This is a genomic window from Candidatus Thioglobus sp. (genome assembly GCA_028228555.1).
Lineage (GTDB): Bacteria > Pseudomonadota > Gammaproteobacteria > PS1 > Pseudothioglobaceae > Thioglobus_A.
In genome coordinates, this window is sequence record JAOJBP010000001.1 from 246,011 (window position 1) to 265,484 (window position 19,474).

Annotated in this window: 22 protein-coding genes; 8 read left to right on the top strand and 14 right to left on the bottom strand. The window is 40.0% G+C overall.

Annotated features, from left to right (window positions below):
* Positions 1–4 precede the first annotated feature (4 nt).
* The 7 genes from mutY to N9Y32_01340 are packed head-to-tail and all read right to left on the bottom strand — an operon-like array spanning position 5 to position 6,240.
* Complete coding sequence (gene mutY / locus N9Y32_01310) at positions 5–1,063, bottom strand: A/G-specific adenine glycosylase (protein MDB2589652.1); 1,059 nt, start codon at positions 1,061–1,063, stop codon at positions 5–7.
* A 4-nt stretch (positions 1,064–1,067) separates the two neighbouring features.
* Positions 1,068–2,123: a homoserine O-succinyltransferase gene (locus tag N9Y32_01315; GenBank protein MDB2589653.1), complete on the bottom strand. Its 1,056-nt coding sequence runs from the start codon at positions 2,121–2,123 to the stop codon at positions 1,068–1,070.
* The gene (locus N9Y32_01320) at positions 2,123–2,959 is read right to left on the bottom strand and encodes an ATPase (protein ID MDB2589654.1); all 837 of its coding nucleotides are present in this window, start codon (positions 2,957–2,959) and stop codon (positions 2,123–2,125) included. The genes N9Y32_01315 and N9Y32_01320 overlap by 1 nt, the downstream gene beginning before the upstream one ends.
* 29 nt (positions 2,960–2,988) lie before the next feature.
* Positions 2,989–4,176 carry an alanine transaminase gene (gene alaC, locus N9Y32_01325; GenBank protein ID MDB2589655.1) on the bottom strand — a complete coding sequence of 396 codons (1,188 nt, stop codon included), beginning with the start codon at positions 4,174–4,176 and terminating at the stop codon, positions 2,989–2,991.
* A 7-nt stretch (positions 4,177–4,183) separates the two neighbouring features.
* Positions 4,184–4,510, bottom strand: a complete 327-nt coding sequence (locus N9Y32_01330) for an FKBP-type peptidyl-prolyl cis-trans isomerase (GenBank protein ID MDB2589656.1) — start codon at positions 4,508–4,510, stop codon at positions 4,184–4,186.
* 9 nt (positions 4,511–4,519) lie between these two features.
* Complete coding sequence (locus N9Y32_01335) at positions 4,520–5,320, bottom strand: DUF2797 domain-containing protein (protein ID MDB2589657.1); 801 nt, start codon at positions 5,318–5,320, stop codon at positions 4,520–4,522.
* A gap of 5 nt (positions 5,321–5,325) precedes the next feature.
* A complete protein-coding gene (locus N9Y32_01340; GenBank protein MDB2589658.1) occupies positions 5,326–6,240 on the bottom strand; it encodes a phosphoribosylaminoimidazolesuccinocarboxamide synthase in 915 nt (304 codons plus the stop codon).
* A gap of 68 nt (positions 6,241–6,308) precedes the next feature.
* On the opposite strand from N9Y32_01340, the gene N9Y32_01345 reads away from it, so the two are divergent.
* On the top strand, positions 6,309–6,923 hold the full coding sequence (locus N9Y32_01345; GenBank protein MDB2589659.1) for a hypothetical protein: 615 nt from the start codon (positions 6,309–6,311) through the stop codon (positions 6,921–6,923).
* Here N9Y32_01345 and N9Y32_01350 read toward each other — a convergent pair.
* The 4 genes from N9Y32_01350 to uppS are packed head-to-tail and all read right to left on the bottom strand — an operon-like array spanning position 6,918 to position 10,675.
* Entirely contained in the window at positions 6,918–8,027 is a 1,110-nt protein-coding gene (locus N9Y32_01350; GenBank protein ID MDB2589660.1) for a peptidoglycan DD-metalloendopeptidase family protein, read from the bottom strand. The two genes, N9Y32_01345 and N9Y32_01350, sit on opposite strands and share 6 nt — an antisense overlap.
* A complete protein-coding gene (dxr, locus tag N9Y32_01355) occupies positions 8,020–9,171 on the bottom strand; it encodes a 1-deoxy-D-xylulose-5-phosphate reductoisomerase (protein MDB2589661.1) in 1,152 nt (383 codons plus the stop codon). The genes N9Y32_01350 and dxr overlap by 8 nt, the downstream gene beginning before the upstream one ends.
* Positions 9,168–9,968 carry a phosphatidate cytidylyltransferase gene (locus N9Y32_01360; protein ID MDB2589662.1) on the bottom strand — a complete coding sequence of 267 codons (801 nt, stop codon included), beginning with the start codon at positions 9,966–9,968 and terminating at the stop codon, positions 9,168–9,170. The genes dxr and N9Y32_01360 overlap by 4 nt, the downstream gene beginning before the upstream one ends.
* A complete protein-coding gene (uppS, locus tag N9Y32_01365; protein MDB2589663.1) occupies positions 9,968–10,675 on the bottom strand; it encodes a polyprenyl diphosphate synthase in 708 nt (235 codons plus the stop codon). The genes N9Y32_01360 and uppS overlap by 1 nt, the downstream gene beginning before the upstream one ends.
* A 71-nt stretch (positions 10,676–10,746) precedes the next feature.
* Here uppS and hisF point away from each other — a divergent pair, with 71 nt between their 5' ends.
* The 4 genes from hisF to N9Y32_01385 all read left to right on the top strand — a co-directional run bounded on the left by hisF (position 10,747) and on the right by N9Y32_01385 (position 13,229).
* Positions 10,747–11,520 (top strand): imidazole glycerol phosphate synthase subunit HisF, encoded by a 774-nt coding sequence (gene hisF, locus N9Y32_01370; GenBank protein ID MDB2589664.1) that lies wholly within the window; start codon positions 10,747–10,749, stop codon positions 11,518–11,520.
* 69 nt (positions 11,521–11,589) lie between these two features.
* Positions 11,590–12,123, top strand: coding sequence for a hypothetical protein (locus tag N9Y32_01375; protein MDB2589665.1), 534 nt, complete (start codon positions 11,590–11,592; stop codon positions 12,121–12,123).
* Positions 12,123–13,022 carry a heme o synthase gene (cyoE, locus tag N9Y32_01380; GenBank protein ID MDB2589666.1) on the top strand — a complete coding sequence of 300 codons (900 nt, stop codon included), beginning with the start codon at positions 12,123–12,125 and terminating at the stop codon, positions 13,020–13,022. Before N9Y32_01375 ends, cyoE begins: the two co-directional genes overlap by 1 nt.
* A gap of 12 nt (positions 13,023–13,034) precedes the next feature.
* Positions 13,035–13,229, top strand: a complete 195-nt coding sequence (locus N9Y32_01385) for a DUF2970 domain-containing protein (protein MDB2589667.1) — start codon at positions 13,035–13,037, stop codon at positions 13,227–13,229.
* Positions 13,230–13,234: 5 nt separating this feature from the next.
* Here the strand turns inward: N9Y32_01385 and N9Y32_01390 are convergent, their stop codons facing one another.
* From N9Y32_01390 to N9Y32_01400, 3 genes are all read right to left on the bottom strand, one after another.
* The gene (locus tag N9Y32_01390; protein ID MDB2589668.1) at positions 13,235–13,987 is read right to left on the bottom strand and encodes an SCO family protein; all 753 of its coding nucleotides are present in this window, start codon (positions 13,985–13,987) and stop codon (positions 13,235–13,237) included.
* Between the two features lie 14 nt (positions 13,988–14,001).
* On the bottom strand, positions 14,002–14,979 hold the full coding sequence (locus N9Y32_01395; protein MDB2589669.1) for a COX15/CtaA family protein: 978 nt from the start codon (positions 14,977–14,979) through the stop codon (positions 14,002–14,004).
* 66 nt (positions 14,980–15,045) lie between these two features.
* Positions 15,046–15,870 (bottom strand): DUF2189 domain-containing protein, encoded by an 825-nt coding sequence (locus N9Y32_01400; GenBank protein MDB2589670.1) that lies wholly within the window; start codon positions 15,868–15,870, stop codon positions 15,046–15,048.
* A 233-nt stretch (positions 15,871–16,103) separates the two neighbouring features.
* Between N9Y32_01400 and coxB the strand changes: the two genes are divergently transcribed.
* From coxB to N9Y32_01415, 3 genes are all read left to right on the top strand, one after another.
* Positions 16,104–17,207, top strand: a complete 1,104-nt coding sequence (gene coxB, locus N9Y32_01405) for a cytochrome c oxidase subunit II (GenBank protein MDB2589671.1) — start codon at positions 16,104–16,106, stop codon at positions 17,205–17,207.
* A 16-nt stretch (positions 17,208–17,223) separates the two neighbouring features.
* Positions 17,224–18,831 (top strand): cytochrome c oxidase subunit I, encoded by a 1,608-nt coding sequence (gene ctaD / locus N9Y32_01410; protein MDB2589672.1) that lies wholly within the window; start codon positions 17,224–17,226, stop codon positions 18,829–18,831.
* 87 nt (positions 18,832–18,918) lie between these two features.
* Positions 18,919–19,458 (top strand): cytochrome c oxidase assembly protein, encoded by a 540-nt coding sequence (locus N9Y32_01415; protein ID MDB2589673.1) that lies wholly within the window; start codon positions 18,919–18,921, stop codon positions 19,456–19,458.
* The last annotated feature ends 16 nt before the right edge of the window (positions 19,459–19,474 follow it).

The following is a 19,474-nucleotide window of genomic DNA, read 5'->3' on the forward strand; positions in this document are numbered from 1 at the left end:
TATTTTAGTCTATTTGCTCGCTTAAACCAATGTGCGTTAAGCTTGATATTTGCGAAAGGATTCTAGAAATAGGTTTTGGCATGCCAAGCTCAGTCTGTTCGATAAGACGAAACTTGGCACTACTAGAGGGGCAGTTGATAACAATAGGGCGAATGTGTAAATGGTAGTGTGTGAAGGTATGTTTAAAAACCGGAAGTTGTTTGATGATAACAGCTGACGGGTCAAATTCTTGCATAGACTGTGCGATAGATAGTGGTGTATCTTCAGACTCTACTAAACTCCATAGCCCTCCCCAAATTCCTTGACTGGGTCTTTTTTGTAAATACACTTGACCATTTTTAACAAACACTAGCATTGCAATCGAACGACTAGGCTTGGTTTTTTTTGGTTTTGGATTAGGATAATCGAGCTGTGTTTGGTCAATATTTGACTTGCAAATATTACTAATAGGGCAGAGGTTACAACTAGGATTGGAACGAGTACAAACTGTCGCACCTAGATCCATAATGGCCTGAGTATAGTGATCGATACGAATGTCAGGCGTATGAGATTCAGCTAGACACCATAACTCTTTGATCGTACTACTTTGGGCATAATGACCTTTGACTTGGTGTGCTCTCGATAGTACACGTTTTACGTTGCCATCTAGTATGGGCTGCTTTTGCTTAAACCCAAGCGCTAGTATCGCACCTGCTGTTGATCTTCCGATACCAGGAAGGGCGAGCATTTGCTCGAATTTTTGAGGAAATATACCTTGATAATCATGCGTAACAATTTTGGCAGTTTTATGAAGGTTTCTTGCTCTTGCGTAATAACCAAGTCCAGCCCACTGCGCCAGAACAGCATCTTCTGGCGCATTAGCTAAATCACTAAGTGAGGGGAAATGATAAAGAAAACGGTTAAAATAATCAATCACCGTACTAACTTGAGTTTGTTGAAGCATAACCTCACTGAGCCAAATGTGGTATACGTCAACTTCATCTTTACCCCCAATTTGCCAAGGGAGGTTGGTGCGCCCATGAACATCAAACCAAATAAGGAGTTGATCGGTAAGTTGAGACAAGCTATTATCTAAGCTTTAAAGGGTCTTCAGGATCAATACCATCCATGAAAGGCTTATTCACATCTTCATGAGTGGTTTGATACACGCAACCAATCCAGTTGCTGATAATTTGTCTCGTGGCATCATGCCAAGTGTTGTCTAATGTCTCACTAATAAGATCTTCAGGGAAATTGTTAATACTAAAATCACCTGCTAATAATTTGACCCTATACTCGTCCAAGATTGCTTTATTTTGTTCGCCCAAGTAATGTGCAGGAAAAGCAGGATAGGCATCTCGATTGCCCGATAGGTAAGCTACGATTTCGCGCTTGTACTCTTTAAGCAGACTAATAGTATCATACTCAGGGTGTCCTTGTAAAAAGACAATACGAAGCAGGTCTTCACTCACACACAGATGTGCGCCTATGTCGCTATCAACCAAAATTTTAACGCCGGCTGCTGTAAATTGCTGCTTGGTGATTTCATTAAAGCGTGAATGCGGCACATTAAAGTTGGTGTTAACGCTGTTAATTAGAGGGTGTCTTCGATTTGCAATTTTATGTTTAAAGACACCCCAACATTTATTGCCAATTGCCTGACGTTTCTGTTGATACCTGAATTCCATCACTGCATGTGTGGCCAGGCAGGAGCACAAGGTCGAGGTGACGTTTGCATATGACCAGTCAATGACAGCCTTTAATTCATCGTAAAAAGGTGCTTTTTGCAAGTCGGCCTGCTCAACATGAGCCCCTGTAATAATAAGAGCATCCAGACCCTGTAGTTTTATTTCATCAAAGCTTTGATAATGCTCATTTACATGTTTAAACGCTTGCTCGCCTCGCTCAACAGAGGGCAACGTAAAGGGATGTAAATAAAATTGAGCAATTTGGTTAGATTGGCCAATGAGACGAAAAAATTGACGCTCAGTGGCCTCTAGAGCTGCATCTGGCATCAGATTAAGTATGCCAATATGAAGCTCACGAATCACTTGGTGATTTGCACGATCTTTACTTAATACTATCTCCCCTTCAGATTTTAGCCGCACAAAAGAGGGTAGTTTTGAATGGGCAATTAAAGGCATTAGGAGATAGCTCCTGCAATTAGTTCAAGCACTTCATCGGCATGGCGACATTGATATAAATCTTCACTGTCAATGGTGTAACCATACTGTTGAGCAATATGCTCATATTTTGGCTTACGATGTTCTAATAAGCGGGGAAATATCCATCGAATAAAAGCATCTGGATTAATTTGTGCTACATAAGTAAGCCGATTTTCTGATAAGTAAATAGCCAGTTGTTCTTGTAAAAACCTAGCCTGATAGTACATTGGCTTAGGGTGTGTTTGTGCACGTTCTATTAAAGTATTTTCATTGCTTTTACTGGCACGAATGTACAAAATTACTGTGTGCTCAGCTAAGGTTTTATAAATGTTTTCATCATCAAGCTCACACAAACTTCCACCCGCATCATTGATAAAGTTGGCCACACCTTGCCGCTCTGCTTTCGCGATGAAATCAGGCACATCCAGCATAGTATTAGCCTCTGCTTGATTGAATAAAGTTTGCCGGCGCATAAACTCATCAATTGGCAATCCGCCTAGTTCAGGATTTCCAGCCTTTCCCAGAAATGATGCAACCACAGATAAGTTGTCAAAAGTGATATGGTTTTGAACGCTAATTGAGTCATTTTCGAGCAGCTCTTTTAGCTTTTCGTCCTGTTTAATGCAAGTCTTTATATTATCCAAAATATCATTATTTAAATATTGAGCGCCAATACGATAGTCACCGGAGTAATGAAAATAATTATCATTTTTAGATAATAATTTGGCCAAATGTGTTTTTCCAACCCCAGACATGCCTAACAGGGTTAGACGCTTATGTTGGGAGTTGATAAATTCGTTAGAAGATAGTTTCATGTGTCTTGATTTTAACGCCAATCTTTTATTTATAGCAACCCATCTGCTTTAAACATTTCGCGAATACCGCGAATAGCTTGACGAGTTCGATGCTCGTTTTCGATCAAACCAAAGCGAACATACTGGTCACCATAGTCACCAAATCCAACTCCCGGAGAGACGCCCACCTTGGCTACTTTGAGTAGTTTTTTAGTGAACTCAAGCGAGCCCATGGATTGGTAAAATTCAGGAATTTTAGCCCAAACAAACATAGTGGCCTTAGGCGGGGTTACCTCCCAACCAATACCATTTAGTCCGCTGCATAATACGTCGCGACGATCTTGATACATGTTTGATATTTCCTTAACGCAGGTTTGATCACCCTCTAACGCTTCAATAGCAGCTACTTGAATAGGCGTAAACATGCCATAATCAAGGTAAGATTTTATTTTTGCCAATGCATTTACTAAAATAGGATTACCAACCATAAACCCAACACGCCATCCAGGCATGTTGTAGCTTTTTGAGAGTGAGAAAAACTCTACAGCAATATCTTTAGCGCCTTTGACCTGCATAATACTGGGAGCCACATAGCCATCAAAAACAATATCAGCGTAAGCCAAATCTTGCACAACCCAAATTTCATGCTCTTTGGCAATTTTAATAACCTTCTCAAAAAACTCTAACTCAACACACTCTGTTGTTGGATTGGACGGATAGTTTAGCACCAGCATTTTCGGCTTTGGCCAGGTGTTTTTTATAGACCTTTCAAGCTCGGCTAAAAAGTCATCCTCTGGACCACAAGGCACATGTTGAATATCAGCACCGGCAATGACAAATCCATATGGGTGGATTGGATAGGCAGGATTAGGTACCAAAACTGTATCACCAGCCCCTACTATTGCTTGCGCCAAGTTTGCCAAGCCCTCTTTGGACCCAATGGTAACAATTGCTTCTGTTTCTGGGTCTATATCAACATCAAAACGACTCTTATACCAGTTTGAAATAGCCTTTCGTAAACGAGGTATTCCTCGAGATGTTGAGTAGCGATGTGTGTCTTTTCTGCGAGCTGCCTCAACTAATTTTTCAACAATGTGATCAGGGGTCGGCTGGTCTGGGTTGCCCATACCAAAGTCGATAATGTCTTCCCCACGCCCTCTTGCCTTGGATTTAAGCTCGTTAGTAACAGCAAAAACATAAGCAGGAAGTCTTTTAATTCTAGGGAAGTCGTCGTTCATAATGTCTTTATTGAATACCTAAAAGCTCAACATCAAAAACCAGAGTTGCATTTGGTGGAATAATACCACCTGCACCCATTTCTCCATAAGCTAACTTTGATGGAATGGTTAATTTGCGCATGCCACCTACTTGCATACCATCGACACCTTGGTCCCAGCCAGGGATCACTTGCCCCACGCCTAGTTGAAAGTTGAAAGGTTCGTTACGATCAACGCTTGAGTCGAATTTTTTCCCGTTAGTTAGCCAGCCTGTGTAGTGCATAGAAACATGGTCGCCCGCTTTACAGGCATCCCCTTCGCCTAACGCTAATTCTTCAATGATTAAATCTGCCATAATTCTCTCCTAATAAGTTAATGCAACATCATAAGCACTAAATTTTCTAATATTAATAACGCCACAATCTAGAATTAAATACTGCGCCTTGATACCTTTTAAAACACCTGTTATGACTGGTGTTTTATCGAAATTTAATGAAGTAATTTTGCTGGGATATTCTACCACAGGGTAGTTTATTGCTAGCACTTCATTGTTCAATATTTGAGCACCCGTTTTGTCAATTGTGTTTCCAATGTGCTCAAGTAACTCATTTTTTGTTGTCAGAAGGTCAACCGGACTCACCTCATTCTTCAGCATTTTTCTCCAATTAGTTTTATCATTAACATATTGCTTTAATGCCATCTCAAGCTCACCCGATTTTAAACGCGTATCAACTTCTAAGATAGGCAGCGCGCTAATAGCGCCTTGGTCTATCCAGCGATTAGGGATATTACCCTTGCGAGTGATTCCAACTTTAACGCCAGATGAGTTGGCCAAGTAAATCACGTGGGGTGAAAAGCAGTTATCTAGACCCCACTGTGGCTCTCGACATGTGCCAAGATGATAGTGACATGTTTCAGGCTTCATGATGCATAAGTCACAGCGGGCTAGTTTTTGAGAACAGGGGTAGCAATAGCCCTGAGAGTAGCTTTTGTTGGTTTTTTTGCCGCAGTGACTGCACTGGATGACGTGGCTAAAGCTTAATGTGATTTGTTCACCCACTAGGTCGTTCATGCTCAATAATTTATTCCCAATTGGCAGCCGGTACTGGGCAACCCCTCTATTAAGATGGGTGTGCATCTTTTGGATTAAGCCACTTAATTGCATGATTACTATTGCGTCAACAATTGTTGAACTTGCTGATATTTATTGGCAGTTTTTTCTATAATATTTTTTGGCAGCTTTGGCGCCGGTGGTGCTTTGTTCCAGTCTAGCGTTTCTAAATAATCTCGCACAATTTGCTTATCAAAACTTTGTGGACTTTCGCCAACCTGGTAATCTTTAGCTGACCAAAAACGCGATGAATCCGGGGTTAGCACTTCATCCATTAATGTTAGTGTGTTGTTTTCATCTAAGCCAAACTCAAACTTAGTGTCTGCAATGATGATGCCGCGCTCGAGTGCAAATTCAGCTGCAAATCGATAAAGCGCCAGGCTAACCTGCTCAACTTGATGGGCCATGCCTTCGCCTAAAATATTGATAGTAGCAGCGAAGTCAATATTCTCATCGTGTTCACCAACAGCCGCTTTACTGGACGGCGTAAACATTACATTTGGCAGTTTTTGGGCTAATTTAAGATTCTTAGGAAGGGCTATTCCACACATTTTCCCAGTATTTTGATAATCTTTCCATCCCGATCCAATAATGTAGCCACGGACAATCGCTTCTATTGCTAAGGGTTTTAATTTTTTGACAATAATAGCACGACCTTCAACTTGTTCAATTTCTTGATCATTCAGAACACTATTTAAAGGCTCATGCGTTAGATGGTTTGGAATTATATGCTGGGTTTTATCGAACCAAAAATTAGCCACAGAGGTTAATACGGCGCCTTTTTTAGCAATGCCATCATCGAAAACTACGTCAAAAGCACTTAAGCGATCAGTGGTAACAATAAGCATTCGTCCATCGTCAATATCATAAATATCTCTTACCTTGCCTTTTTGGATTAGAGGCAGACTTAAATTGGTTTCAAATAGAGTTTCCACGATGATTCCTTGATAATGATTGCAATAAATATTAGACATATTTTAATCGATTGTCTGACTTAAAATTATGATAACTTTTGCCATGGTAAAATAGACAATAAATCGCTATGATTAAACAAATACCTCTTCTTATTATGCTGTTAAGCCTTAACACTATAGCATCTCCGCTTTCAGATGGCGCCCTACGTCTAATACAAATTGGCAATGAAATTGGTTCGCGTGATGTAGTGCTCAGAGGGCAATCTTTGTTGTTAAAGGGCGCGTTTGATCTTAATGATTTTGATGCCATGTATGAGGCATCTAAGCAACTTCGCCAGGGCAGCGAGCTCATGGGCTATTCCCCTCAAGAGCGAGAGGCTAACGAAATTTTGATAAAACTGGTCCGAAGAAGTTATGATACAGCACTTTATGAATACGCCATGTATTTGCTTGATGGTGATAATGGCTTTATTAAGAATGAGTTTTTAGCACTTAACCTATTTGAAGAGTCTTTTAAGGTGCACGGCAATCCAAATTCTGCCATGATGGCGGCTATTATCCGCAATGAATCTTTGGTCCCAGGTACAAAAAAAATACACCATATTAATGAGCTTATCACTTTTGCTATATTAAACAATGTATCTGGTGCCAAGGCTTATCAGACAAGGTATATTGAGAAAGATTATTTGAGCGACTTAGCGCCTGAAAGCTGGCGCGATTGGATTAAGGCCCAAGCGCTATAGACTGTCTAAAATTGCGTTAACTTGTGAGCGAAAACCCCATAATTTTGAGCTAGCAACTTTTTGCTGCTTGGGAAGTTTATAGCTTAATGGGTCCTTGCGCTCACCTTTGAAACGAAGCTCGTAATGAAGGTGAGGACCCGTAGATCTCCCGGTTGAGCCGACATAACCAATGACCTGCCCTTTTTTCACCGACCCACCTTGGCGAAGGTTACGAGCATATTTAGAAAGATGCGCATAAACCGTCGTATAGTTGATACCATGCTGAATAATAACAGCCTTTCCTAAAGCACCCTTCCAGCCTTTGAGCTTAACAATCCCATCAGCCGTTGAAACAACAGGCGCTCCTTGGTCAGCGGCATAATCAACAGCTCTATGAGGGAGGTAGGTTTTTAAAATAGGGTGATAGCGCTTTAGTTGAAATTTAGAACTGATGCGCTTATATTTAAGGGGTGCTCTTAAAAAGGAAGCATTAAGCGTGTAACCGTGTTGATCATAGTATCTGGTCTTTCCGCGATCATTGGTATGGGAAAATGCCTCAACGCTCTTATTTTTACCTTTATATATAATGCCAATAGGTTTCTTTGAGCCATTGGTGATAATAAAAAAGCGATCACCTTTATGCAAATCAGTATCAAAATTTAAATGCCAAGACAGCGCCTCAACTACAGTATTAACAACACTAAGTCCGAGTCCTGCTTTTTGAGCGTCATAGCCAAAAGAGTTATTAATGACAATTTCAGTAACCAAAAACGAACTCAGATTTTTCTCGTTTTTATTGGATGAGCTAACAAACCGGGTGCCAATTAGGAGAGCTTCAAGCGTACCTTTCTTATGTGAACGATAACTTAGTGATTTAAAGCGACGGTTGCTATGCAATCGTATAACGACACTTTCACCAATATTAAGATGATTCAGCTGTTTATTTTTTGGACTAGCCGACAGTAAGTTGGCCAGCAATCTGCTTGATAAGCCCAACTTGGAAAAATACGTACTTAAGGAATCACCCTGCTTAACTATAAAGCGATACTCACTATCTTTGGCAAGCACACCACCTGAGTTAAGTAGCATCAAAATTAGCACGAAAATGGTTAAAAATCTACGCATAGGTTTGAGCTACTTCAGTGGCAATATTTCGAGCATCTAGATCGTTTTTAATAACATCGTCGAGCGTATCAGGATAAAAGTGCTTTGCTTTTTCTAGCGTTTTTTCAATGACTATTGAAATGTCTAAAAATTTTATCTGACCTTCTAGAAAGCAAGATACAGCGACTTCATTGGCAGCATTCATCGTGCCCATGGCACTACCACCTTTCTCCAAGGACTCAAAAGCTAGGCGCAAGCAAGGGAATTTATCAAAATCTGGCGCGTAAAATTCCAGAGGAGAGTTTTGTGTCAGATCTAATGCTGGAACGCCCGATATTATTCGATCAGGATAACTCATTGCATATGAAATCACAGTACGCATATCTGGGTTACCAAGTTGTGAAAGGGTTGAACCATCTTCAAAATAAACTGAAGAGTGAACGATACTTTGAGGATGTACAACCACGTCAATACTTCGGGCGGGTAAGTCAAACAGGTAATGAGCTTCAATTACTTCTAGACCCTTGTTCATCATGGTGGCCGAGTCAATGGATATTTTGCGCCCCATTGACCAGTTTGGGTGAGCACAAGCTTGTTCTGGAGTGATAGCTCCAAGCTCTAAAAGAGGTGTATGCAAAAAGGGTCCACCACTGGCAGTCAATTGAATTTTGCTCAGGCCTGAATGGCCACCTTGTAAACATTGGAAAATTGCACTGTGTTCTGAATCAACAGGAATAAGCTCAGCATTATTATCCTTCACTGCCTGTATAAAAAGGTCACCCGCCAACACCAAGGACTCTTTATTGGCCAGCATAATGCGCTTGCCCGCTCGGGCAGCAGCTAAACTAGATGACATACCAGCAGCTCCAACGATTGCAGCCATGACGTAGTCAGTTTGCTCATGGGAGGCTATTTCATCTAATGCTTTTGCACCTGAAAGAACAACTGTGGGGCCGTGAAGCTGGCTTGACAAATGCGCTGCAGCCCTCTCATCTGCCATTACTGCAAAAGTTGGCTTGAAGGTATTACAAAGCTGCAACATCTCTTGCCAATTCGTATGAGCGCTTAATGCAAAAATATTAAACTTTTCTGGGTGTAAGCCGACAATAGACAAGGTGCTTTGACCAATAGAGCCTGTGGCACCTAGCAGGGCGATATTGATCATATTAGACCTATACCCAGTAAGAAAAATGGTGCAGCTGCTGTTAAAGAATCTATGCGATCAAGAATGCCGCCATGTCCAGGCAGGATGTTGCCACTATCTTTGATGCCAGAAGTGCGTTTAAATAAGCTTTCATATAAATCACCTAAGACCGAAACACTGGATATCACGATAGCCAGAAATAAATAAGCTGGATATGAGTCTATGCTAATATTTTGCTGCTGTAAAAAACCTAGCATAGTTATTAATGCAAAACCAATACCGCCCAACACACCTTCAACTGATTTTCCTGGGCTTACTTTCGGAGCTAGCTTTTTTTTACCAAAGGCTTTTCCAACGAAGTAGGCACCAGAATCAGCGGCCCATATGAGCAACATAAGCAGCAAAAAGTATGTACCCCCATGCACCGAGTGAAGGTTAGTCAGAGCGACCCACATAGGGACCAATAAAAGCACTCCACCCATCACTCTCACAATGCCAGAACCATACCAAGACTGAATATTCTTGGGGTAACTAACAACCCAGTATAAGTTTAACCCCCACCAGGCAACAGAGACATATAAGACAGTTTGCAGGTTCTGAGCATGCGCTGAGGCTACAATGCAACAGCCGACAATACCAGCTGCTACCAAAGACCTATATAGCGCTTGTTCAATTTTAATAAGGCGAGCAAACTCCCAGCCACCAAGTGCAACAAACAAGAGTAGCAAGTAAGAGAAGTAGGCTGTAGGCATCGCAAAAATTGCCCAAATAAACAAAGGCGCCAGTATTAAAGCAGTTAAGATTCTTTGTATTAACATTAATTTTCCTTGCGTGAGCCAAAACGACGATCACGATAATTGAAACTTTCGATGGCTTTTTTGAGTTCAATTTCATTGAAATCTGGCCAGAGTGTATCCGTAAAATAGAGCTCGCTATAGGCAATATCCCATAATAAGAAATTACTAATTCTTAGCTCTCCACTGCTGCGAATTAGCAAATCAACAGCAGGCTCATGGGCCAAAGAGAGGTAGCTTGAAAATCCCTCTATTGTAATGTCTTCAGAAGATATAACACCCTTAATAACAGCTTCTGATGCTTTTTTTGCAGCTTGTGCAATATCCCATTGTCCGCCATAATTAGCAGCGATAACTAACGTAAGCCCTGTGTTGTCAGCCAACCGCATTTGTGCTTCAGAGGCTGTTTTCTGAATATCTTCTGAAAAAAAAGACATATCACCAATAATTTTTAGCCGAACATTGTGTTTGTTGAGCTTCTTAACTTCTTGATTGAGTGCGCTCAAAAATAACTTAAATAGAAGCGACACCTCTTCAGCCGAACGATTTTTGTTTTCACTACTAAAGGCAAACAAAGTAAGTGTTTGTACGCCCATTTCACCACAAGCCTTGACTACTTTTCGTACAGCTTTGACGCCTTGTTGATGGCCAATAATACGGGGCAAACTTCGCTTGGATGCCCAGCGACCGTTCCCATCCATAATGATTGCAATGTGTTTTGGAATGTTCATATTAAGTGAGAATTATACCTATAGAGTCATAATTGGCCACATAACAAACTTTGAGATGTAAAATTCAACCTATGAGTTTAGCAAAAAGAATTATTCCCTGTTTAGATGTGCGTGATGGCCGAGTGGTTAAAGGTGTTCAATTTATTGATATTAAAGATGCTGGAGATCCTGTCGAAGTGGCCAAAAGCTATGATGAGCAAGGTGCCGATGAAATTACTTTTTTAGATATTACAGCTTCGCATGAGGGCCGTGACACCACAATCCACATGGTAGAAAGCATTGCTGAACAGGTTTTTATTCCACTTACTGTGGGTGGCGGCATTCGTAAAGCGCAAGATGTTCGTATTATGTTGAATGCCGGTGCCGATAAAGTAGCTGTTAATTCGGCTGCTATTTTTAATCCAGATTTGATTAACGAGCTCAGTAAACAATTTGGCTCTCAATGTATTGTAATTGCTATTGATGCTAAAAAAGTATCAAGCACACCCAATAAGTGGGAGATTTTTACACACGGTGGTCGCAAGCCAACAGGGATTGATGTAGTTGAGTGGGCGATAAAAATGACAGAAGGAGAGTATGGCGCGGGTGAAGTACTATTAACCTCTATGGATTGTGACGGAGTCAAGACAGGCTTTGATCTTGAATTAACCAAGGCAGTATCAGATGCGGTTACTGTGCCTGTTATCGCCTCAGGCGGTGTCGGCAACTTAGAACATCTTTCTGAGGGGGTTTTAAAGGGCGGCGCCGATGCTGTTTTAGCGGCCAGTATTTTTCACTTTGGTGAATATACGGTAAAGCAGGCAAAACTTGCCATGCAAGCAAACGGCATTGAGGTTCGTCTTTAAAAATTAAATCTATCTTTATATTGAGAGCATCTAAGTGTATTATTACCCAAATTTTAAAAAAAGGTTTTTATGAATTCTAAAAAAGAGCTATGGGTATTGCTGGCCTCTTTTGTACTGCCAATTGGTTTCGGCACCGCTTTTTTCTATCTGAGCCCCACTTCTTTTACTCAAAGTACCGTTAATTACGGTGAGTTTGTTAATCCTGTTATTAGTACGACAGAGAAAGACATTGTTATTGATGAGGCATATGATGCAAGTCTTCAAGGCATATGGACACTGGCTTATGTGACTGATAAGTGTGAGCAGTCTTGCCTAAAGACACTTGAGGATATGAAAACAATACGTATATTAACTAATGAAAACATGCGTCGAATTCAAAATTTGTTAATAGCTAATGCTAAGGCGGACAACATAGATTCACAGATGTTAATCGCGCGTGGTAGTTCCAATCTAATGAAAAAATTAAACAGTTTTCCAAATAACCATTTGTTTTTAATCGACCCGCTTGGTAATATTATGCTTCATTATAATCCTGAGGGACTGGTTATTAAGCAGGTGATCAAAGATTTGAAACGCCTCTTTAAACTCTCTCGTATCGGCTAATGATTATAAACTTTATAAGCTTAATCTCTAATTTACTAGATCTTTGTAAACTGAAAGTAGTTTCGCTGATTCTTTTAACGGCAGTTGTTGGTATGTTTTTAGCAGTACCTGCACCTTATTTTCCAGACTGGTTACTGGTGCTAAATGCATCATTAGGTATTGGGTTAGCCTCTGCCTCCGCAGCCGTATTCAACCATGTGGTCGATGAAAAGATCGATATACAAATGTCGAGAACTGACCAGAGGCCTTTGCCACAGGGAAAGGTTAGTCGATTCCAGGCGCTGACTTGGGGTGTTCTATTGGGTATTCTTGGCCTAGGAATATTGCAATTATTTGTCAACACCTTAACAATGGTCCTGACATTTATTTCATTAATTGGCTATGCGGTTATTTATACCTTATATTTAAAAAGAGCTACACCACAAAATATTGTTATCGGGGGTGCCGCTGGTGCAGCGCCACCTGTATTAGGATGGACTGCAATTACAGGTGGTCAAAATATTGAGTTCGCACTCTTGTTATTTTTGATTATCTTCATATGGACGCCGCCACATTTTTGGGCGTTGGCGATTCACAGAGTTAAAGAGTACAAAAAGGTTAACATTCCAATGCTACCAGTGACGCATGGCATAGCCTATACCAAGAGACAAATTTTACTTTATACCATTTTATTAGTAGTGGTTACGGTCTTACCTTACCTTACAGGTATGTCAGGGCTGATTTATCTGGTCTCTGCCTTAGTTTTAGGAGCAATTTTTTTATGGTATGCGGTTAATATTATTACTCGTCCAAAAGATGTGCAGATTGCCTGGAAAACTTTTACCTATTCGATTAACTATCTAATGCTGATTTTCCTCGCTCTATTGGTGGACCATTATTGGCTTATTACTACTCTATAAGAAAGGACTATTATGAACGGATTGGGGCAAGTATTTAAAGCAGTAACTTCAGCCATGATTGGTATTGGCAAAAAAGAAGACTTAATCAAAGACTTTGAACGGAGCGAAAAACAAGGTCCATGGCCTTATATTATTGTCGGCTTGATAATGACTATTGTTTTTATTGTAATTGTAATGGCTGTTGTTAAGTTCGCCATATCTGCATAGTCGTTTTAATCTAGAGTTTCAATAATCAAATCTAATGCTGGTGCCATTTTTGATGCATTGTGCGGGTTAGTTAAAAGCCCTATCAGTTCAAGATCAGGGTTTAACAATAAGTAGCTAGCAGTATGGTCAATTAGGTAGTTGTTTGCCGGCTGCGCGACTTCCATAGAATGATCGTGAGATTTTTCTGACGGCATGCTCATTTTCATTTTTCCCTCTTTAGGCTCATGTGAAGAATGATCTTGCGCTGCTCTTTGTTTTGTTTGGGCCACTTCATGATATATGCCCAAAGCTTTCGTTAGCTTTCTTAACTCGGCGTCTTTAGCGCTTAACCCAATAAAGTCTGCGTTAAATCGCTCCACAAAATTTTGCAACTTTCCAATATCCCTAGCCGGATCAACTGAGATAAAAATTACCTGCAGTTTGTCAGCCAGATTCATGTTTCTAATAGTTTGATTTAAGACAGCTAAATCTGTTGGACATACATCAGGACAAGAGGTGTAGCCAAAATATAAAATCGACCATTTATTGTTAACCACTTCAGATAATTTAAGGGACTTGCTGTCATTAAGCAGTTCAAGATTCACATCTAAGGCTTTAGGGTTTGAGTATAGAGAGACAGTAGGCACCACTTGCTTTTTCAGCTCATTAAACTGATCAGCACCTGGCATTAATAAGAAGTAGACTGTCACTATAAGACCAAGTCCAAGAGTAAGCGCGATAGAGGTGTTGCGTGTTTTAGTTTTATTAGGAGTGATCATGGGGCAGACGCTTATTAATTAGTTGATTTAAATATTTTATGTATTAAGCCTATGATGCTTAGCAGTAACAGTAAAGCCACAGCGTTATGTAATACTGCTAGCGTCATTGGTAGTGATAAAACAACATTTAATATACCTAGTGATATTTGAGCAATGAGAAGCCCGCCAATGACCAATAGGTAATTTTTTAAGTGGTTGTAGCGCCTCAATGAAAAAATAAGAAAAGCTAATATGCTTGCTGTTACCAAGGCGCCAATGCGATGGATCATTTGAATAGCAGCGCGCGCTTCATTTTCTAAAACACCATACTCATAGTCATGCTCCGTGCCAATTGGACCCCAGTAAAAAGCTTTGGAGAAGTCCATGTCTGGCCACCAAGAGTTTAAACAGGTTGGAAATTGGTCACCACAAGACAAAGCTGCATAGTTCGTGCTAGTCCAACCGCCCAGAATTATTTGAATACTAAGCACAAGCAAAGATAGCAATAGTAAATACTTATGTCGTTTTAGGACATGATGATACGCGCTGGTTTGATTGTTTTGATTAAGATACAGCCAGAAGAGCAAGGCGCTAGTTGTAAAGCCGCCAATAAGGTGAGTGGTAACTATACCGGGGTGCACCATTAGTGTGACGGTCCACATACCAAACATACCCTGTAAAATGACGAACAGCACGGTAAAGCTTGGCAGTGCCATAGACTGGAAACGCTGCGTTTTTCTTCTTACAGCTAACAGCCATAATATAAGAATTACTAGTCCTAGAATGGAGGCTGCATAACGATGGACCATCTCCTTCCAACCTTTGTGCACTTCAAGTGGTCTTTCATAGCCTTCAATTTGAGTGCCATCAGCTAGATCAGGGACCAGGATTTGTCCATAGCAACCTGGCCAATCAGGACAACCTAAACCAGCATCACTTAGCCTGGCAAAAGCACCAAGTATCACTACCACCAGTGCAAGAATAATTGATAATTTTAGAAGTTTGCTATACATAGTAAACTAATTTTTTAAAAAAAAGATAGTTTACTATAAAAGTAGATGTGTGTTTATAGTTGAGTCTTACTTTATATCGCCAATCATCTCTTTATATGCATGCCAAGTTGCATGAGCTAGGACAGGAATAATAATGACAAGACCTATAAAGTAAGGCGTTAGAAGACCGAGTATTACAAAAACACTCACAAACATAATCCAAGGGATCATCACCAAAGTATTTTTTGATGCAGCTCTTAAACTGGTATTAATCGCTGTAAACGGATCCACATCCTGGTCATGAACCATTGGAAATGAGAACCAGCTAATCATAAAGGCGATCAACGCCAACGCCAAAGTAAACACTGAGTAAACAACAACAAATACCATATTAGTGCCATTAAGAAAATCCGCAACTAAGCCCTGGATGATAGTTTGGTCAGAATTAATAATGTTTAATGTGCCGGCATGCAGGACAGTATAAATTAGTGGAGAAAAAACCATCCAGCTAACAGCAATTACCATCAAAATTATAGATAAAAAAATTGAAGGACAAGAGCCATTTGATTTAATAGATGCCTTTAATACGGTTCCAAGGGTCGGAGTTTCACCATTAGATATCTTCTTAGAAACGTCATAAAGGCTAATGGCAGACATGGGGCCTAATATTAAAATAACCATAGCTATCAAAGGTGCAGCGACATCATGTAATATGGCAGAACTTAATAAAAAATTCCATAAATTATAAACAACTAAAGTAAATAGACTGCCATAAAAAATAGCTACTTTTGGGCAGAACATTACATCCTTAAAAGCCTTAGTAACCCAGGTTATTGGGGAGCTTAAGCCAATATAATTAATAGGCGCCTTCACTCCTGAATTTTTTTTCATTCTAGCTGTTTTTGCTAACATCTGCATTCCACTTTTGTAAGTTTAATGGGTCAAGATTAAACCATCTATCTTAACACTTGTCAACATTATAATTTATAAATTATATAATAATTTGCTAATATAATCAAAGGGTTATATAACTTTATTAAGCATATTTAATGTTTCATAACAAGAAATACAGTATCATTTGAATAAATTTTTTTCGACCAGTTTGTCGTTTTAAGCAAGCGGTCACTTTTAACTGAAGGGGATATATGAAAAAATTAGCAAAGGTTGTAGCATCTGTTATAGCATTAACTTCTACAGCAGTATTTTCAGAATACGGACTAAATATGACTAAAGGCGTCACGTCAATTAGTCGAGATATTTATGACTTACACATGATGGTTTTTTGGGTTTGTGTTGTCATTGCAGTCATTGTATTTGGTGCAATGTTTTACTCTGTGTTTGCCCATAGGAAATCTAAAGGTGCAGTTGCAGCCCAGTTCCACGAAAGCACTAAAGCTGAAATTCTATGGACACTTATTCCAGTTGTAATTTTAATTGGAATGGCAATCCCTGCTACTGCAACGCTGATTGATTTAGAAGACACTTCTAAGGCTGAAATGAGTATTAAAGTTACTGGACACCAGTGGAAGTGGCAATATGATTACCCGGAAGAAGGAATCAGCTTTATGTCTAATCTAGCTAAAAGTTCAAAAAATTCCTTAAGAAAAGACATTAAAGACAAGCCAGAGAATTATTTGTTAGAAGTGGATAAGCACCTCGTAATTCCAGTTGATACATCTGTTCGATTTTTAATCACTTCAAATGATGTTATCCATAATTGGTGGGTTCCAGCATTTGGTGTTAAGCAAGACGCTAACCCTGGTTTTATCAATGATGCGTGGGCTCAAGCCGATGTAATCGGAACTTATCGCGGTCAATGTGCTGAGCTATGTGGTAAGGATCATGGCTTTATGCCAATTGTAGTTGATGTTGTATCAAAAGCAGACTATGCAATATGGGTTGCTAAAGAGCAAGCTGCTGCTGCTGCTGCTGTTGCTAGTGCAACTAAAACATGGACTACATCAGAGTTAATGACCAAAGGTAAAGACGTCTATGAAACTAATTGTGCAGGCTGTCATAAGAAAGATGGCTCAGGAATGCCGCCTATTTTCCCAGCCATGATAGGCTCACCTATTGCTAATGGCCAAGCGTCAGAGCATGTGAACTTAGTACTTCATGGTAAAGGAGGCATGCCAGCATTCAAAATGTTAGGCGATGCAGATTTAGCTTCAGTTATTACTTATGAAAGAAATGGTTTTGGTAATACTGGCAGTGTAGTTCAACCTTCAGACATTAAGTCTGCACGATAATTAAAGGAGAAATATTATGACAACAGCAACAGCTTCTCATGACGATCATCACCATGGCCCTGAAAAAGGCTTAATGAGATGGGTTAAAACAACGAATCATAAAGACATTGGTACGCTTTACTTGTGGTTTGCATTTAGTATGCTACTTATTGGTGGCGCACTTGCAATGGGCATCCGTATGGAGCTCCTACAGCCTGGGCTTCAATTAATGGATCCACACTTTTTTAATCAGCTGACTACTATGCATGGCTTAATTATGGTTTTTGGAGCTATTATGCCGGCATTCGTTGGCTTGGGTAATTGGTTGATTCCAATGATGGTTGGTGCACCAGATATGGCGCTACCACGAATGAACAACTGGTCATTTTGGATACTACCTTTTGCTGGTGGCATCTTACTTAGCACATTCTTTATGGAAGGCGGCGCTCCAGCATTTGGTTGGACATTCTATGCACCATTATCAACAACCTTTGCGCCTGATAGTACTGACTTCTTTATTTTTGCAGTTCACTTATTAGGATTTTCATCAATTATGGGTGCGATTAATATTATCGCAACAGTGCTAAATATGCGCGCACCTGACATGAAGTTAATGGACATGCCTTTATTTGTATGGACATGGTTAATTACATCGTTCCTATTAATTGGTGCAATGCCAGTCTTGGCTGGTGCGGTAACTATGATGCTGACAGACCGAAACTTCGGTACATCATTTTTTGATGCTGCCGGTGGTGGTGATCCAGTAATGTTCCAGCATATTTTCTGGTTCTTTGGACACCCTGAGGTTTATATTATGATTTTGCCGGCTTTTGGAGTGGTTTCTCATATCATTCCAACATTTGCACGCAAGCCTTTATTTGGGTATTCATCAATGGTATATGCAACAGCTTCGATTGCCTTCTTGTCGTATATCGTATGGGCACACCACATGTTCCTGACTGGAATGCCAGTTGCAGGCGAGCTATACTTTATGTATGCAACCATGCTAATTGCTGTGCCTACGGGCGTAAAAGTGTTTAACTGGATTTCAACAATGTGGCGAGGTTCAATGACGTTTGAAACCCCAATGTTATGGGCTATATCATTTGTTTTCTTGTTTACAATTGGTGGTTTCTCTGGATTAATGTTAGGAATAGCGCCTGCAGACATTCAGTATCATGATACTTATTTTGTAGTTGCACATTTTCACTATGTACTAGTTACCGGTGCACTATGGTCAATTATTGCTGCAACGTTCTACTGGTTACCTAAATGGACTGGAAGAATGTATAACGAAGGCTTGGCAAAGGTACATTTTTGGTGGGCAGTTATCTCCGTTAACGTATTATTTTTCCCTCAGCACTTCTTAGGATTAGCTGGAATGCCTAGAAGAATTCCAGACTATTCGTTGCAGTTTGCTGACTTTAATATGATCTCATCAATTGGTGGCTTTGCATTCGGCGCTTCATTTATTCTGTTCACTTATATTTTGGTTGACTGTATTCGTAATGGCGAGCCAACAACTTCAAGACCTTGGGAAGGTGCTAAAGGCTTAGAGTGGACACTTGCTCCAAAAGCGGATTACCATAGTTTTAATAAGCCACCATCAAGAAAGCTTATTGAAGCAGAATCTCAGCATTCGTAATGGATGAACAAAAAAAAGGCGTTATGGTTACGGTAATGATTTTTGCAGCAATTGCGATAGGAATTTTTGCTGCAACAATTGTGTTTTATGGCTGAAAATTTGAAGACAAGAAGCAGTATTAAAAAATGGTTTTGGATTAAGCTGGTATCAGCTCCAATATTCATGTTTATATTTGCAGTTGTAATCATGCCGCCAATTTATGACGTTTTTTGCGAAATAACAGGGTTTAATGGTACGTCTGGTCGAGTAGATACTGAGCAGGAATACGAGGTTAAAGAGGATAGAAAGGTAGACGTCAGTTTTTTTGCAATGACAATGGGAGGCTTCCCTGTTCAGTTTAATCCAAAAATTAAATCAATGGAGGTTGTGCCTGGTAAGTTTTACACAACTAGTTATATTGCAAAAAATAACACTGATCAAGTTGTTATTGGTCAAGCAGTGCCAAGTGTTGCTCCAACGGATGCAGCTCTGCACTTTAAAAAACTAGAGTGTTTTTGTTTTAATAGGCAGGTCTTTCAGCCAAATGAAGAGCTAGAAATGACGTTAAGATTTGTTGTGGAACCAGAGTTGGATGAGCGAATTCAAGATATAAGTTTGTCATACAATTTTTTTAAACTTGATAAATAAAAGTGAGGGAGAGTAA